The 13,364-nt window shown below is 61.3% G+C and carries 14 protein-coding genes and 1 pseudogene; 7 read left to right on the top strand and 8 right to left on the bottom strand.

Translation table 11 applies throughout. From position 1 onward, the window contains the following. Window positions 1-89 precede the first annotated feature (89 nt). The 5 genes from JQC81_RS33460 to JQC81_RS26090 form a co-directional block, all read right to left on the bottom strand. On the bottom strand, window positions 90-485 hold the full coding sequence (locus JQC81_RS33460) for a hypothetical protein (protein ID WP_246520670.1): 396 nt from the start codon (window positions 483-485) through the stop codon (window positions 90-92). A 90-nt stretch (window positions 486-575) separates the two neighbouring features. Continuing rightward, complete coding sequence (locus JQC81_RS26105) at window positions 576-746, bottom strand: hypothetical protein (protein ID WP_203274723.1); 171 nt, start codon at window positions 744-746, stop codon at window positions 576-578. Between the two features lie 189 nt (window positions 747-935). Continuing rightward, the gene (gene hpf / locus JQC81_RS26100) at window positions 936-1,412 is read right to left on the bottom strand and encodes a ribosome hibernation-promoting factor, HPF/YfiA family (RefSeq protein ID WP_203274722.1); all 477 of its coding nucleotides are present in this window, start codon (window positions 1,410-1,412) and stop codon (window positions 936-938) included. Window positions 1,413-1,590: 178 nt separating this feature from the next. Then, a complete protein-coding gene (locus JQC81_RS26095; RefSeq protein WP_203274721.1) occupies window positions 1,591-2,931 on the bottom strand; it encodes a GAF domain-containing protein in 1,341 nt (446 codons plus the stop codon). After that, window positions 2,928-3,398, bottom strand: coding sequence for a pyridoxamine 5'-phosphate oxidase family protein (locus JQC81_RS26090; protein WP_312887583.1), 471 nt, complete (start codon window positions 3,396-3,398; stop codon window positions 2,928-2,930). Before JQC81_RS26090 ends, JQC81_RS26095 begins: the two co-directional genes overlap by 4 nt. 137 nt (window positions 3,399-3,535) lie before the next feature. On the opposite strand from JQC81_RS26090, the gene JQC81_RS26085 reads away from it, so the two are divergent. From JQC81_RS26085 to JQC81_RS26065, 5 genes are all read left to right on the top strand, one after another. Then, on the top strand, window positions 3,536-5,080 hold the full coding sequence (locus JQC81_RS26085; RefSeq protein WP_203274720.1) for a flavin-containing monooxygenase: 1,545 nt from the start codon (window positions 3,536-3,538) through the stop codon (window positions 5,078-5,080). A gap of 431 nt (window positions 5,081-5,511) precedes the next feature. Continuing rightward, on the top strand, window positions 5,512-7,212 hold the full coding sequence (locus JQC81_RS26080) for a metallophosphoesterase (RefSeq protein WP_203274719.1): 1,701 nt from the start codon (window positions 5,512-5,514) through the stop codon (window positions 7,210-7,212). Between the two features lie 214 nt (window positions 7,213-7,426). Beyond that, on the top strand, window positions 7,427-7,756 hold the full coding sequence (locus JQC81_RS26075) for a hypothetical protein (protein WP_203274718.1): 330 nt from the start codon (window positions 7,427-7,429) through the stop codon (window positions 7,754-7,756). A 360-nt stretch (window positions 7,757-8,116) separates the two neighbouring features. Then, window positions 8,117-8,944, top strand: coding sequence for a Crp/Fnr family transcriptional regulator (locus JQC81_RS26070; protein WP_203274717.1), 828 nt, complete (start codon window positions 8,117-8,119; stop codon window positions 8,942-8,944). A gap of 102 nt (window positions 8,945-9,046) precedes the next feature. Then, window positions 9,047-9,847 carry a M48 family metallopeptidase gene (locus tag JQC81_RS26065; RefSeq protein WP_203274716.1) on the top strand — a complete coding sequence of 267 codons (801 nt, stop codon included), beginning with the start codon at window positions 9,047-9,049 and terminating at the stop codon, window positions 9,845-9,847. 11 nt (window positions 9,848-9,858) lie between these two features. Here JQC81_RS26065 and JQC81_RS26060 read toward each other — a convergent pair whose 3' ends face one another. Continuing rightward, window positions 9,859-9,969 carry a helix-turn-helix domain-containing protein gene (locus tag JQC81_RS26060; protein ID WP_281400420.1) on the bottom strand — a complete coding sequence of 37 codons (111 nt, stop codon included), beginning with the start codon at window positions 9,967-9,969 and terminating at the stop codon, window positions 9,859-9,861. Window positions 9,970-10,052: 83 nt separating this feature from the next. Here JQC81_RS26060 and JQC81_RS26055 point away from each other — a divergent pair, with 83 nt between their 5' ends. After that, complete coding sequence (locus JQC81_RS26055; protein WP_203274715.1) at window positions 10,053-10,751, top strand: IS6 family transposase; 699 nt, start codon at window positions 10,053-10,055, stop codon at window positions 10,749-10,751. A gap of 412 nt (window positions 10,752-11,163) precedes the next feature. Beyond that, window positions 11,164-11,862 (top strand): annotated as a pseudogene (locus tag JQC81_RS26050) (IS6 family transposase). 637 nt (window positions 11,863-12,499) lie between these two features. Here the strand turns inward: JQC81_RS26050 and JQC81_RS26045 are convergent. Together JQC81_RS26045 and JQC81_RS26040 are read right to left on the bottom strand one after the other, a co-directional pair. Further along, the gene (locus tag JQC81_RS26045; RefSeq protein ID WP_203274714.1) at window positions 12,500-12,682 is read right to left on the bottom strand and encodes a hypothetical protein; all 183 of its coding nucleotides are present in this window, start codon (window positions 12,680-12,682) and stop codon (window positions 12,500-12,502) included. Window positions 12,683-12,788: 106 nt separating this feature from the next. Then, the gene (locus JQC81_RS26040; protein ID WP_246520669.1) at window positions 12,789-13,154 is read right to left on the bottom strand and encodes a hypothetical protein; all 366 of its coding nucleotides are present in this window, start codon (window positions 13,152-13,154) and stop codon (window positions 12,789-12,791) included. Between the last annotated feature and the right edge of the window lie 210 nt (window positions 13,155-13,364).

Genomic DNA, 13,364 nt, shown 5'->3' with positions numbered 1-13,364 from the left:
CCTCCCTGGAGCAACGTAACCACAAGAGCGCCGGACACCACCGGCGCCCGATCCGCCAAGCTCGTCAATAAGCCTTGGCATTGTTAATGTTAGGTAGCGTTTTTCCGGTTTTCAAGAGCCGCCAGCAGGCCATCCGAACGCAACTTCCGAACCGGTCTGAATGCTACGAACAGATAAAACCCGTTGAGGCGGATTCCGATCTTAGCCGCCTCCCAGTCGAAACCCAGAGGCGTCGCACCACTCTCGTCCATCTGACCGGCAACCTGCCACCGGTCGGACTGGAGAAAAGCAGGCGCAGGCCGATCCTCCGGCACGGCACAGTAGAGCTCCGGCTCGTGCCCGTTCCGGAACAGGTTATACCGAGTTTGGGAAGTTCCTAAGGATTCTGCCCCACTAGTCGACCGTTCAGAGTGCCGGCTGTCTAAATCGAGCAGGATTGAGTGGGTTGGCGTCAAAGCCTCATCAGGGACAAAGGTGCGCTGCATCTTGGCCTCCGAGAATGCTGTCGATCTGCCATCTGATTTGAACCGAAGAGATGATACCACAGCCTTCCGTGGACGAACTACTCAAGCCGGTCACGCCCAGCCCGCCGACCGCCTGATCCGCGCGGCGGCTTCCTCGGCCGGGACGCCATCTGTGTACCAGTCGAGCAGCGTCAGGTTCAGGTCGCCTTCGATCAGCTTGCCCGCTTCCTCAGGGAGCTGTCTCGCGACCTTTTCAAGATATTGCGAGAACCCGCCGTTCATCGTGCTCCGCTAAACCTCCTTAGCCAATCCGGTTCAGTTCGTTTGTGAATGGTCCGAAGGGCCCCGTTCCGGTGCCCCAACAGAGAGCGGTTGGTGCGGGGTGCCCAAGCTGAAAACCGAGAGGAGGCGGCATGCGCCTCCTCCGCTAGAGCCATGTGATCCGCGCGAATGAGGCCATGCCAGGCCCGCTCACTCCGCAGCAACGAGATTGGGCCTTACGCGCTCAAACCCCCTTGGCGCCCGGTAATCATTGAGGTCGACCACGGCTTGAATCTTGGGAGACCTACGAGCGGCTTTGCGGCGGAGCCGTACTGGCTCACGCAGGATGATGTCCTTGTCGACACGCTCGGCCTTGTCCTCACGCAACGCGCGCTTGGCGCGTCGAAGCTGTTTCGCCACCTTTTCGAGAGCGGTTCTGAACGCGGTATAGCAGTCTTTGTCCTGTGCCTCACCACTCCTCATCTTCAGGGCGCCCATCTGCATGTTGACCGTGCAGCGGTACATGAGGCCCTCCCTGGAGAAGTGTACGGTCGCGGTGTTCAATCGGCCGAAGTATTTCCCCGCCACCTGCAGGATGCTCGTTCTGGCGTACTGTGGGAGTACATCGCCAAGATCTACATTCGAGCTTTGCACCAGGATGGTCCGATCCACACTTTTCAGCTTCATTCGTTCCTCCGTAAGATGAAGGTTCACGCGAAAAACGCTTACAGCTTTCCCAAGTTTCAGCTGGTCAATACCGGACGGATCACGTTGCACACTTCATAAGCGGTGCTGTTGCGGGGCTGAATAAATGGATCTCAAGCCCACCCGGTTCTAACGAATCGGCTTGCCATCACCTTCCAGTTTAGCTGGTGGCTTCTTCCAAGACTGCCCGTCCGGCTACCTCCAACCGGATCCTGCCGCGGCTCGTTCGTAGCAACTGGACAGGGGCAGCCTTCTCCTCAAGCCGACGTCGGAGAAGGAGCAGTCGTGTTTCGAGATTGTCCTTGATGTCCGGCAGGCGCAGGTCCTCCGAGAGCCGGATCTCGCGGTTGGTGAACTCCGTGCGCCCTTCCCGCTGATGGATACGAAGCAGGTACATCAAGAGCCGCCCAGGCACCCCTTTGATCAGGTACTCATTGTCGATGAAGATGCTGTCATCATACGCATAGTGGACAACGCGGAAGCCCCGCCCGGTCAGGACAGACTGATCTGCGACGACTGGGACACTCGACGGTCCTTCCAGGATTTCGGCCTCGGCAAGCGCGAGGGCTGCCGCCGCTTGCAGCGCGACGACCGCGAGTGCCGCTTCGTCCTCCCTGGTGAAGGCAAGCCGCTGGGAACTCTCCAGGAACAACACACCACGCAAGACGCCATGCGCGATCATCGGCAGCGCGACCTGACTCATGGCATCCGGCATCCCTGGCAGGGCAATAGTTCGCGTGCGGTTCTCTTCGTCGGACGAGGCATGAACCGCAGAGCTGAAGCGCCGGATCCGGCTCATGTCGCTGACCCGCACAGGACGCCGTTCCGAGGCGGCCGTCCCGATGATGCCCTCGCCCACCAGCACCTCCGAGCCAATGCCGCTCCGTTCGTACCCGCGACTGCCAACGGTGACGAGCCGCTCGCCAGCCGATTCCTTCAGCAACAGCATGGCATGCTTGAAGCTGAACGCCTCGCGGAGCCCATCCAGAACAGCATCGACAATGGTGCCAACATCACTCGCCTCGGAAACCCTGCGGGCGACTGCAGCAGCCGCCATGAGCTGAAGCCCCGCTTCCCGAGAGGAAACCTCCTGACGTGGCGTGGGCGACGGGACAGCCTGCACCCCCCTCACCCGATAGATGTCGACACCACGCAGCCGCATGACCTCGCCTATGCCCACCTGGGTGCTGGTCGCCCGGAGCTGGATGGCCATCTCCTCAAACAGTCCACCGCTGTCCAGGGTCTGCTCGAAGATCACGTCCAGCCGGTATTGCCCGCCATCCCGAGGATCGACGAGCAGCACGGCAGCGGCGGGATTGGCCCGCACGTTCGTGGCCGTCTTGGAGAAGAACTGGTTGGACAAGGCCACGCGCTCGTCATCAACCAGCACGACATGCGACAGGTAGGAGATGTTCGGCATGCCATCGGGTGCTGCGGTGGCGATGATGGAGGGGATAACCCCCTCAAAGCAGGCGGCGAGGTCGCGAAGCCGGATCGTCATGGGAACTGCTCGATAAGTTGGCCTGCCTTGGCGCCTGGTGTCTGCACGAAGATCTCCTGCACCGACAGGCACAAGGTGACCAAGTCCCGCTCAACGAGCCAGGGTGCCACGACCCGCCGCTCCAGACCGAGCTCACCCAGAGTTGACGCCATGCTTTCGATATAGCGCCGTGCCAGAGCGACGTGTTCGGCTGCGGCCGAGGCCACTGTGGCGTGCCCCTTCACCTGGTAGGACACATAGTCCGAAGGCCGGGCAAAGGTGACGGCAAGCTGGCCATTGGCTCGCACATTCGCCACTGTCTTTGACCATTGCCACTCCGAGACCGCCAGATCGACACAGCCTTCCTCTCTGCGGACGACGGCTCCAACGGCGCGCGCGATCTCGGGTACGAGCGCATCATCGCGGGTGCCCAGAATGATCATCACCGGGCTGGCCATGAAGGCTGCGAGGTCTTGGTTGATGAGCACGCGTCAAAGTCTCCTACCGGTAAAGCATAGCGGCTTAGCAACCTTTTAGGAAACCGGCACCGGGCGCTTAGGAAGCATTTAGGAAACGCGGATCGCAGATCGGCCTATTCCATGGGCTCTCATGAAAGGAGCTCACGATGACTGATCTCGCCTTCCAAAAAATGCCTCCCAACGCTGTTGCCATCATCGGCGCTGGACCCGCCGGTCTGGTAACCGCGCGCTGGCTGGCGAGCCATGGCTTCGAGCCCGTGCTATTCGAGGCAGCGGACCGCCCCAGCGGCCAGTGGAACGCCACCTCGCCCCTGAGCGGCACCTGGCGTGGCATGCGCACCAACACCAGTCGCGTCATGACGTGCTTTTCGGACCTTGAACATCCAGAGGGCACGCCCGTCTACCCCAGCCGGGAAGACATGCATGCCTATCTGGAGCGTTATGCCGAGCACTTCGGGCTTGTACCGCGTATCCGCTGCTGCACTCGGGTCGAGCGGCTTGAACAAGCCGACGGTCGTGGATGGCTCCTCCGTTGGCGCCGGGGCGCAGAGGTCCGGACCGAGCGCTTCGCCCGTGTGGTGGTCGCCTCCGGCCGCTATGTCGCGCCCGAGGTTCCTACGGTGCCGGGGCTCAACGGCTTTTCCGGGGCGCTTGGGGTGGCCCACACCAGCCAGTACAATGGGAGCCAAGCTTACCGTGGCAAGGACGTGCTGGTCGCCGGCTGCTCGATCAGCGCGCTTGAAATCGCCTCCGACATAGCCCTGTCCGGCGCCCGCAGCGTGACCGTCTGCTACCGGCGGCAGCGCTATGTCCTGCCCAAGCTATTGGCCGGGGTGCCGACGGACCACGTCATGTTCACGCGAGCGGCGGGTCTCGCAGGCGAAATTCTGCCGCCTGACGATGTCGCAGCCGGCCTGAAAGCGACGGTCCTGCGTGTGGCCGGGTCGCCCGATCAGTTCGGCGCGATGACGCCCGACGAGAACATCTTCGCAGCCGGGATCACGCAGTCGCAGCACTTCCTCCCGCTCGTGGCTGAGGGCCGCATTGCGATCCGCCCCTGGATTGGGGCGATCAATGAACGCTCCGTCGGCTTTGCTGATGGAAGCCAAGGCGAGTTCGACGCGCTCCTGTTCGGCATCGGCTACCGCCTGTCGTTGCCCTTCCTTGCGCCAGAGTTGGCGGCAACGCTCGGGCTCGACCACGCCCATATCGAGTTGTGCGACCATACCTTCCATCCGGAACTCGAAGGGCTTGCCTTTGTAGGCCTGTACGATCAGGTCGGGCCGCTCTTTCCGGTGCTCGAACTCCAGGGGCGCTGGATCGCCTACACCTGGGCAGGTGTCATCCCGGCTCCAAGCCGCGAAGCCCTGGCGGCCGGCCTGGCCCGGAGCCGCGCTCAACGCGGCGGCCCTCAGAGCATTCCGATGCAGGTTCTGGCGCTGCTCTTTGCCCGCAATGCCGGCGTGGAGCCGGACCTCGGCCGCTGGCCGGATCTGGAGCGGACGCTGCTGTTTGGGCCCCTCTCGCCGGTGTCCTTTCGCCTGCAAGGACCGGACAGCCTTGAGGAAGCGCCGGCACTGACGGCGGCTGCAGCCGCCTGTTTTGGGGCGATCCGCTCGCCAGAGATGAATGATGAAGAACGCAGGCTGAGAGATCTGGTCACGAGGACCGACACGTCACAGGCGGCCTGATAGACGGGGCGATGCGTTGCCGGGTGTGCGGCTGCGTATCGCCCCGCCTTGCTTGTCCGGAACTTGGTCAAATTCGACCTCAGCTATGGAACACCTTGCACCTATGATGAAGCTTTACACCGGGTCGATGCTGTTGAAAAAATCCGCAACCGCCGCTTTGTGCGTGTCGAGCGCTCTCAGCTATCTTCGAGGCAGATTCCAAGCTCCTGCGATCAAGGGAATCAGCAGAAATTCTACTTAGCGGCATTAGCGGTCACGTTTGGACAAAGCATATGCAGCGCTGGCTCCTATCCTGGAACAATCCGACGGCTGAACCATAGAATCCATAATCCCGACATCCAAGCGTTGTATCCAATCCCGTGCGACCTAAGAAAGCTAAACCAAGTGTCTGCTGGTATGCTCCGCTCCAGCTCCTCCGAACCAGCCAGCAGGTGGCGATCGCAAACGTCTTTGGCCGTCACGCCGACCCACGACTGGTCGAAGGCATCACCCGCGATGACGGGAGCCAATGTGGAGCGCAGAGCATCACACCATTCGGCCCGTACGACTACAGTGACCAGCCGGCGCCGTTCTGGCTTGACTACATCAGTGACACCGGCGACGGCTGGGATGCCACGTACACAGTTGCATATCATGCTGCCCAGGGCAAACTCACACTATCTACCAGCGGGGCAGGTGACGCGGGCACCGATGGGATCCTGACAGAGCGCGGGAGCATCCTGGTCTTTGGAGGCGACGAGGTCTATCCGGCTGCTAGCCTGGAGGCTTACGAGACGCGCCTTATTCTGCCCTTTGAGCACGCCTTCCCCAAGCAAGACGCCACCGGCTCGCTCCGATTAAACCCGCATGTGTTTGCCGTGCCGGGAAACCATGACTGGTATGACAGTCTGGTCTCGTTTACCCGCCTCTTCTGCTCTCGTGGCAGCTTTGCCGGCTGGGAGGCCCCGCAGCAGCGGAGCTACTTCGCCCTCAAGCTCCCGAAAAGCTGGTGGTTGATCGGCACGGATCTTCAGCTTGGCAATGACATCGACGGGCCCCAGCACGCCTTCTTCGAACGGCTCGAGAAGCAGATTGGACCTGATGAGAGCATCATCCTCTGCCACGCCGAGCCTAACTGGATTAACGAGAAGATCTATCCGGACGAGTATGCCTACCGCTCCATTCGCGAACTCGAGGCTCTCTTCGGCGACAGAGTCAAACTCTTCTTGGCAGGGGATTATCACCATTACTCCCGCCACGAGAATGGCGGCGGTGTGCAGAAGATCGTGGCCGGCGGTGGTGGCGCCTTTCTTCACCTGACGCACGGGCACGACGACACAGTCCTGGAAGGGAATGAAGGCGATGGTCCCTTCTATTGCCGGAAGAAGTTCCCGCCCCGATCGCACTCCTGGTGGCTGGCCTGGACAAACCTGTTCCTGTTCCCAATCCGCAATTGGCCCTTCGGCTTTGCAACAGCCCCAGCTTATGCCGTCACAGCATCTGCCCTGATCACCCCTGACACCCAAGTGAGCTCAGTGACCGATCTTCTGCCCCACGTGGTTCAGAGGTTGTCCTGGGAGCCGTTCTCGCTGTTCTGGGTCGTAGCCATCGCAACAGGGGTCGTGTTCTTCACCGACACCTCCAAGCTATGGTACCGCTGGACAGCCGGGCTGATCCATGCCTTCTCCCATATTACCGCTGCCGTGCTGCTTGGAGGAGTGATCGCGGCAATGCTGCGAGCTTGGTTGGCGGAGTTCAGGCCGGAGTGGCTCCCGTGGCAGCCTCCACTGGCAGCACTGGCGACTGCCGTGGCAGGTTACATGGTCGGGCCACTGGTCTTGGCTCTTTACCTTACCCTGTCGTTGAATGTGTTCCGCCACCACAGGGACGATACTTCGAGCGCCCTCAGGAACCCGCATTACAAGAACTTCCTGCGCCTTTGCATCACCCCGTCTGGCGAGTTGACGATCTACCCTGTAGGAATTCGGAGAGTTGCGAGCAGGTTCGGAGCATCTGACGGCTCAACGCATTCGCGGCTGCATCCACTCAATGGAACCCGACCGTTTCTGATCGAAGACCCTATCGTGATCAAACCTCAGCAGGGCACCTGCTCCTCCCGAACCGTCCGACAGGCTGGAAGCTGCAACCGGTAGGTCACTGTCGCCATCGCGATTTGCGTTGGAACGATCCTGATCTCGGAGGACGGCGTTCAATCCGCCCCACATCTCGTGGCTTCCACCAATGCCGCCCCTATGTTCCCGCCCCAATCATATACGCGACCGTTCGAACTGCTGCGCAACGCCAGCATTGTCGTCTTTGGTCACGTTCACCCATCCATCGATTGCAGGGTTCAGTTCGGGGTTTGGAATGAGAAAGAGCAGCAAGGCCAAGCTCAGGGAGGCGTTCCTGCACCTTGAGAATGAGGTGCCGGGAGGCGTGGCGCGACAGGTTCGCAACTTGCGTCATCCGGATGCCCGGTGGATCCGGCTTCCGCTTGGTGTGCTGTGCGTGCTGGGTGGTCTTCTGGCGCCGGTAGTGCCGATCCTTGGGGTCTGGATGATCCCGCTCGGGCTGCTCCTGCTGGCCTATGATGTCCCGTTCCTGCGCCGGCCAACCGCGAATTTTACGATCTGGAGCACCAGGAAATGGGTTGCTCTGAAGGAATGGTTCAATCGCCGTGGGCGCCGCTCCCGCTGACCTCTCCCGCGGGATGGCGCGTGACCCGGTGCGGAACGGACGGGCCGTAGCGGAAACTCCTCATGTTCTGGAGTATGGGTTGTGGTCTCCCAAAGCTCGCGAGGCGATCCAATTCGGAATCTGCGGATGAGATTGGGTGAGGCGACAAGGAAGGCAGTGCATCCGTGCCTGTCCTTGTCCCTCGGGCCATGCGGCCACGGCAGTGGGTCTAGGCGCTCTTAATAACAAGAGAATGACGGATGGCAGTGGCAGCCGCGGGGTCCGCCTCATCCTAAGGTAGTCCCGAGCCTGACCAACCAAATTGATCCTCGGGGCGTTAACCATGCCGGGTAGGATGCCCACTCCTGTCGTGAGAGGTTCATGCCTTCAGAAGCACGACATCGGCCCTTTGGGGTCACGAGAGCCCCACCGGATCATCGGGCCAACCGGTTTCTGGCCGCGCTGGACACTGAAGATTTCGCTTTTCTGGAGCCGCAGCTCGAGGCCATGATCCTCCCGCGCGGCACCGTGCTGTACGAGCCCGGCGATCCCATCCGCTACACCTACTTCCCGCATGATGCCATCGTGTCCTTGGTCGATGTGATGGAAGACGGCCGGCTGGCCGAGGTGGCGATGTTCGGGCGGGAGGGCTTGTTCGGGCTACTGAGCGCCTTTGTCAGCCGCGAGGCCTTCGGGCGCTATGTGGTGCAGATCCCCGGCTCCGCCTCCCGAGTGCCGCTCGAGCACATGCATGCGGCCATCCAGGCCCGCCCTGCCCTGCAGCGGCAGGTGCTGGCCTACAATGAGGCGCTGCTCGCCCAGGCGTATCACACCGTGGCGTGCAATGCCGTGCATCCGGTCGAGGCCCGCTGCTGCCGCTGGATCCTGAGCACGCACGACCGCGTGGATGAGGATGCCCTGCCCCTCACGCATGAGTTCCTGGCCGAGATGCTCGGGGTGCAGCGCTCCACCGTCAGTGCGACCCTGCGGGGCCTGCAGACGTCAGGCCTGATTGAGCAGCAGCGCGGCGGCATCGCGGTGATCGACCGCGCCGGGCTCGAGCACGCTGCGTGCGAGTGCTACCGCAAGATCCGCTTCCGTTTTGAAAAACTGCTGCCCGGCACCTTCGCCGAACCTGGAAGTGTCGGAGAGAGCCAACCGGCATGGCCTGTCCTGCCGGCCGCCTCCCGGACCAAGCTGCGCCGCTAACAATGTGCCGGGAAGCTTGGCGCTAATGTGTCTAATCGGCTGACTGAAAGCTCATCTGTCGCCTTGAGCAACCCGCATCAGGCAAAGGCGTTAGTCCGTGCAATGTGCACCTGTCTCCAGAGCCACCGCTGTTGCCACACACCGAGCAGCGTCTCACGACGCAAGGCGCTGCGCCTGATCGCCTGCACGGTGGTTGCGCCAGCTCTGTCCGGCTGTGACCGGATTGCTCCCTTCGTCGTGGCAGAAGAGACCGTGGAGCACCTGGGGCTGGAAACCTGGGCCAGATTGCGCCAGCAAATGCCAGTATCCCGGAACGCTGCAGCCCAGCGGCAGGTTGCGGAGATCTCACGGCGGCTTCTGGTGGCCGCCGGTGAGGAGCCGAGCCGCTGGGAGGTTCAGGTTTTTGCCGAGCCGCAGGCGAATGCCTTCGTGCTGCCTGGCCGCAAGATCGGGGTCCTCGAAGGCATGATCCGGGTTGCAGGATCCGAGGATCAGCTTGCGGCCGTCATCGGGCATGAGATCGGCCATCTACAGGCCGAGCATTCGCGCGAGCGAGTGTCTGCCGAGACACTGCGGCAATGGGGGTTGCGGCTGATCAGCTTTCTGCTCCAAGTCAACGAGGTGACGTTCGCGCGCGAAATTGCGGCGCTGCTTGGAGTGGGTGTTGAGTTCGGTCTCGTGCGTCCCTATGGACGAGCCCAGGAGCTGGAAGCCGACCGGCTGGGCCTGCTCACGATGGCCAAGGCCGGCTATGATCCGCACGAGGCGGCGGAGCTGTGGCGGCGCATGGATCAGCAGGGTGGCGGCATTCCAGCCGTTCTCTCGACCCATCCGGCACCACAGGATCGCATTGAGGCAATCCAAGCCATGATCCCGGAAGCGATCAAGGCGGCCAGAGCCTAGAGGTCATCCCCTCACACGATGCCCCAAGCGCGGTAGCGGGTTCGGCCGGTGAGCTCGCGTGGCAGGGCACCGCCGAGCTGGGCCAGCATCAGGTCGATGGCCTTGGGCGTGACCCTCAGCAGCTTGGCCCCGAGCGGCAGGAACTATCGCAAACCGTTCAGTAACTGCGTTCGGCCTACGCGTCCGGCAAGCTCCGGAGGTTTAGATGTTCAAAGGCCGCCATTTCGATACCTCGGTGATCCTGCTGTGTGTCCGTTGGTATCTCGCTTACGGCCTGAGCCTCCGGAACCTGGAAGAGATGATGGCCGAGCGCGGCATCTCCGTTGATCACGCGACCATTCACAGATGGGTTGTCCGGTATTCACCCGAGTTGCTGGAGCGGTTCAATCGCCGCAAGAGAGCTGTCACTGGGATGTGGCACATGGACGAGACGTACATCAAAGTCCGCGGACGTTGGATGTATCTCTATCGCGCGGTCGACAGCAACGGCGATACGGTCGAATTCTGGTTCAGCGAGAAGCGCAATCTCGCTGCGGTCAAGCGGTTCTTTTGCAAGGCCCTTAAGCGACACGGCCGGCCGGAGCGGATTGTGATCGACGGCAGCCAGACAAATCGCGAAGCGATCCTGACCTGCGATACCATAGACCGGCTCCAAGACAGATCGAGACATCAGTTGAAGCCGATCCGGATCCGGCAAAGTGCCTACCTCAACAATCGTATCGAGCAGGATCACCGCGCGATCAAGCGGCGGATCCGGCCCATGCTCGGGTTCAAGTCGATGGCATCCGCTCGGGTGATCCTGAGTGGGATCGAGATGGTTCACATGATGCGGAAAGGACAGGCGAAGTATGCCTGCAATCAGCAGCTATCCCTCGCCGAGCAGTTCAACATCCTGGCGGCGTAAGGACTTCGGACGAAATGGTCCTCTTTCTGTCCTCATCCAAATTGGCGACAGAGCCCGCCAATCCGCACCTGTTTGCGCACTGGCGCCTTCTGCATGGAAACGGTCGAACTTCGGGAGCCGTATGACGCGAGAGTGTCACGTACGGGTCTGGGAGCGCGCGGGGCCTAGGGGGTGTCGGCCCGTCTCGGCCGTTCAACGGAGGCGCGGCAGCACGTCCGTGACCAGCCGAGCCAGCCGGCGCTGCCGCTTGAGCTCGTCGGGCTCCACCGCCCGCGCCGCCGCCGCCATTTCGTCCCACGTCATGACGCCGCTCCGGGTCTGCCGCTGACCCTGCTCGTCTCTGAATGGCTCCGTCGCAAATCGTTCAGTAACTCAGTTCTATTTATCCCTCTGGCACGCTCCGGAGGGTTACATGTTCAAAGGCCGTCATTTTGATCGTTCGGTGATCCTGCTGTGCGTGCGGTGGTATTTGGCCTACAATCTCAGCCTCCGGAGCTTGGAAGAGATGATGGCCGAGCGCGGCATCACTGTCGATCACGCGACCATTCATCGCTGGACTGTGCATTACGCACCCCTGCTCCTGGAGCGCTTCAATCAGCGGAAGAGACCCGTCACGGGGAGGTGACACGTCGATGAAACCTATATCAAGGTTCGAGGACGATGGATGTACCTGTACCGCGCCATCGACAGCAACGGTGACACGGTGGAATTCTGGTTCAGCGAGCGGCGAAACCTCACAGCCGCCAAGCGCTTCTTGCGCAAAGCGCTGAAGCGGCATGGCCGACCCGAGCGGATCGTGATCGATGGCAGCCAGACCAACAAAGAAGCGATCCAGTTGTGTGATGCAGAGAGCCGTCTGCAGGATCGCTCAAGGCGCCGGCTAGAGCCGATCCGGATCCGGCAGAGCCGCTACTTGAATAATCGGATTGAGCAGGATCATCGCGCGATCAAGCGCCGGGTCCGACCCATGCTCGGGTTCCAGTCCGCCGCCACTGCCCGTGTGATCCTCGCCGGCATCGAGATGGTGCATATGATGCGCAAGCAGCAGGCGAAGTATGCCTGCAATCGGCAGCTATCAATCTCGGAGCAGTTTGACATGCTCGCCGCATGAGCGTGTCATGAAGACCTGCTCCTTTCTCGCCCCTGCTCCGGATTTGCGACGGAGCCGTTTGAGATCCTGGCCGCCTGAGCGTTGTATCCAGCCCGGCCAATATTTTGACACTCAGCAAAATTTGCGACGGATCCTTCGGATCAGCCATCACCTCCAAAGCAGTCGGGCGCGGACTGACCGCCCCGATCTGCTCGGGGATGTGAGCGTCCCGTGCAGTAACTGTCTCGTAACCACAATCCCAATCGCATCTGATCGAAACTGCAGGCACGGCGTTGCTCCTGTGCCTGAACGAGAGAGAACTGCTCATGACCATTCTCGATCCGATCACCGGAAACCTCGTCACCATCGACACGTCGAGCCGACCTCGCCGCTGAACCTTGCACGTGCCAGGAGGTGGTGATGAAACGATCCTCAGCACGCCGAGCCAGACGCTGGGTACTTTACGAGCTGACCCGTAGCCTCAACCAGCTGTCCGACACCACAGCTAGTATGACCCTGTCAGGTGATAGCAATTTCGGTGCCAGCGGTGAGAAATCCAGCGTTAGCGAGAGCTGATACGTGAAGGCCACACCAGACAGAGCTCTGAAGCTTCAGGGGCTCAGAACAGCTGATACGCGCTCAGGAATCCCTGACGCAGTCAGGTACGGTAGGCCGTCATCAGTGCGAGAAAACCTGTATTGTCGAGAAGTCGGCTTCGGGCTCGGCAGACCGCCTCCAATACCGCTTCATAGTCGTTGATGAGCATGCGATGCAGGAGGTAGCACTCGCGCTGGTCGAGACAGACCCGCTCCGCCGGGTTCAGCGCAGGCGACGCTGGCATCAGCGGAAGGTGGAGTGTGGTAAAGCGGTGTTGGGAGTAAACGTTCCTTTAACCCGTGCTCGACGTCTCGGGCTTATGCGCCCCCTTCTGACGGTACGATCGGCAGTCAGTGCCAAGCCTTCATGAACTCTGCCGTGAGGGTTCGCTCCAGCTCCCATGTCAGCGGTGTCGGATTGGCTCTGTTCCACGCTCGCTGACCACGCTGGACGAAGCTCTTGCGCTTGCGCCTGGCGTCCTTGGGAAGATGCACAGCCAAGGGCTCGAAGCTTCGTCGTAGCTGAATCTCCGTCCTTTTTCTGGATGGGAGAGCAGCCTCCGCGATTTCGGCAGCGGCGATGTCGTCCGGTGTCGGATCGGGATGGCGGGCCAGTGCATCCTCCTCAATTTGGAGGAAGGCCCTGTGCTGTGCTGCATCGTGCTCCTTCAGACCGGGTGTGTGTTCGAGGAGGTACGCCTCACGGACCTCATCCAAATTGTCTCGCCTGTGCTTGGCCAGAGGAGTCTGTTTGCGCGGGTTGTCTGCCATTTTGCGTCAGCCTTTCTGACTTTCATCCTTCCACGAGGAAGCAAGCTGCGGCGTGGTGCTTGAATGAAGGGGTGGAGTTATCCCGGCTCGACTTCTGGTTCTTGGGTGCTGCCCTCTCGGCCGAGAGACTATCCCGACCAATTGTCATGGCCCACT

Origin of the sequence: Microvirga arabica, assembly GCF_016811235.1 — a bacterium.
Lineage (GTDB): Bacteria > Pseudomonadota > Alphaproteobacteria > Rhizobiales > Beijerinckiaceae > Microvirga > Microvirga arabica.
The sequence above is the reverse complement of the archived record's forward strand: the minus strand, read 5'-3'. Positions and strand labels throughout refer to the sequence as shown.

Excerpts from the sequence above, each read along its gene's own strand:
- JQC81_RS26065 (WP_203274716.1), top strand. The coding sequence starts at position 9,047 with ATGTGCACCTGTCTCCAGAGCCACCGCTGTTGCCACACACCGAGCAGC.
- JQC81_RS26085 (WP_203274720.1), top strand. The coding sequence starts at position 3,536 with ATGACTGATCTCGCCTTCCAAAAAATGCCTCCCAACGCTGTTGCCATC.
- JQC81_RS26055 (WP_203274715.1), top strand. The coding sequence starts at position 10,053 with ATGTTCAAAGGCCGCCATTTCGATACCTCGGTGATCCTGCTGTGTGTC.
- hpf (WP_203274722.1), bottom strand. The coding sequence starts at position 1,412 with ATGAAGCTGAAAAGTGTGGATCGGACCATCCTGGTGCAAAGCTCGAAT.
- JQC81_RS26105 (WP_203274723.1), bottom strand. The coding sequence starts at position 746 with ATGAACGGCGGGTTCTCGCAATATCTTGAAAAGGTCGCGAGACAGCTC.
- JQC81_RS26045 (WP_203274714.1), bottom strand. The coding sequence starts at position 12,682 with ATGCCAGCGTCGCCTGCGCTGAACCCGGCGGAGCGGGTCTGTCTCGAC.
- JQC81_RS33460 (WP_246520670.1), bottom strand. The coding sequence starts at position 485 with ATGCAGCGCACCTTTGTCCCTGATGAGGCTTTGACGCCAACCCACTCA.
- JQC81_RS26075 (WP_203274718.1), top strand. The coding sequence starts at position 7,427 with ATGAGAAAGAGCAGCAAGGCCAAGCTCAGGGAGGCGTTCCTGCACCTT.
- JQC81_RS26070 (WP_203274717.1), top strand. The coding sequence starts at position 8,117 with ATGCCTTCAGAAGCACGACATCGGCCCTTTGGGGTCACGAGAGCCCCA.
- JQC81_RS26095 (WP_203274721.1), bottom strand. The coding sequence starts at position 2,931 with ATGACGATCCGGCTTCGCGACCTCGCCGCCTGCTTTGAGGGGGTTATC.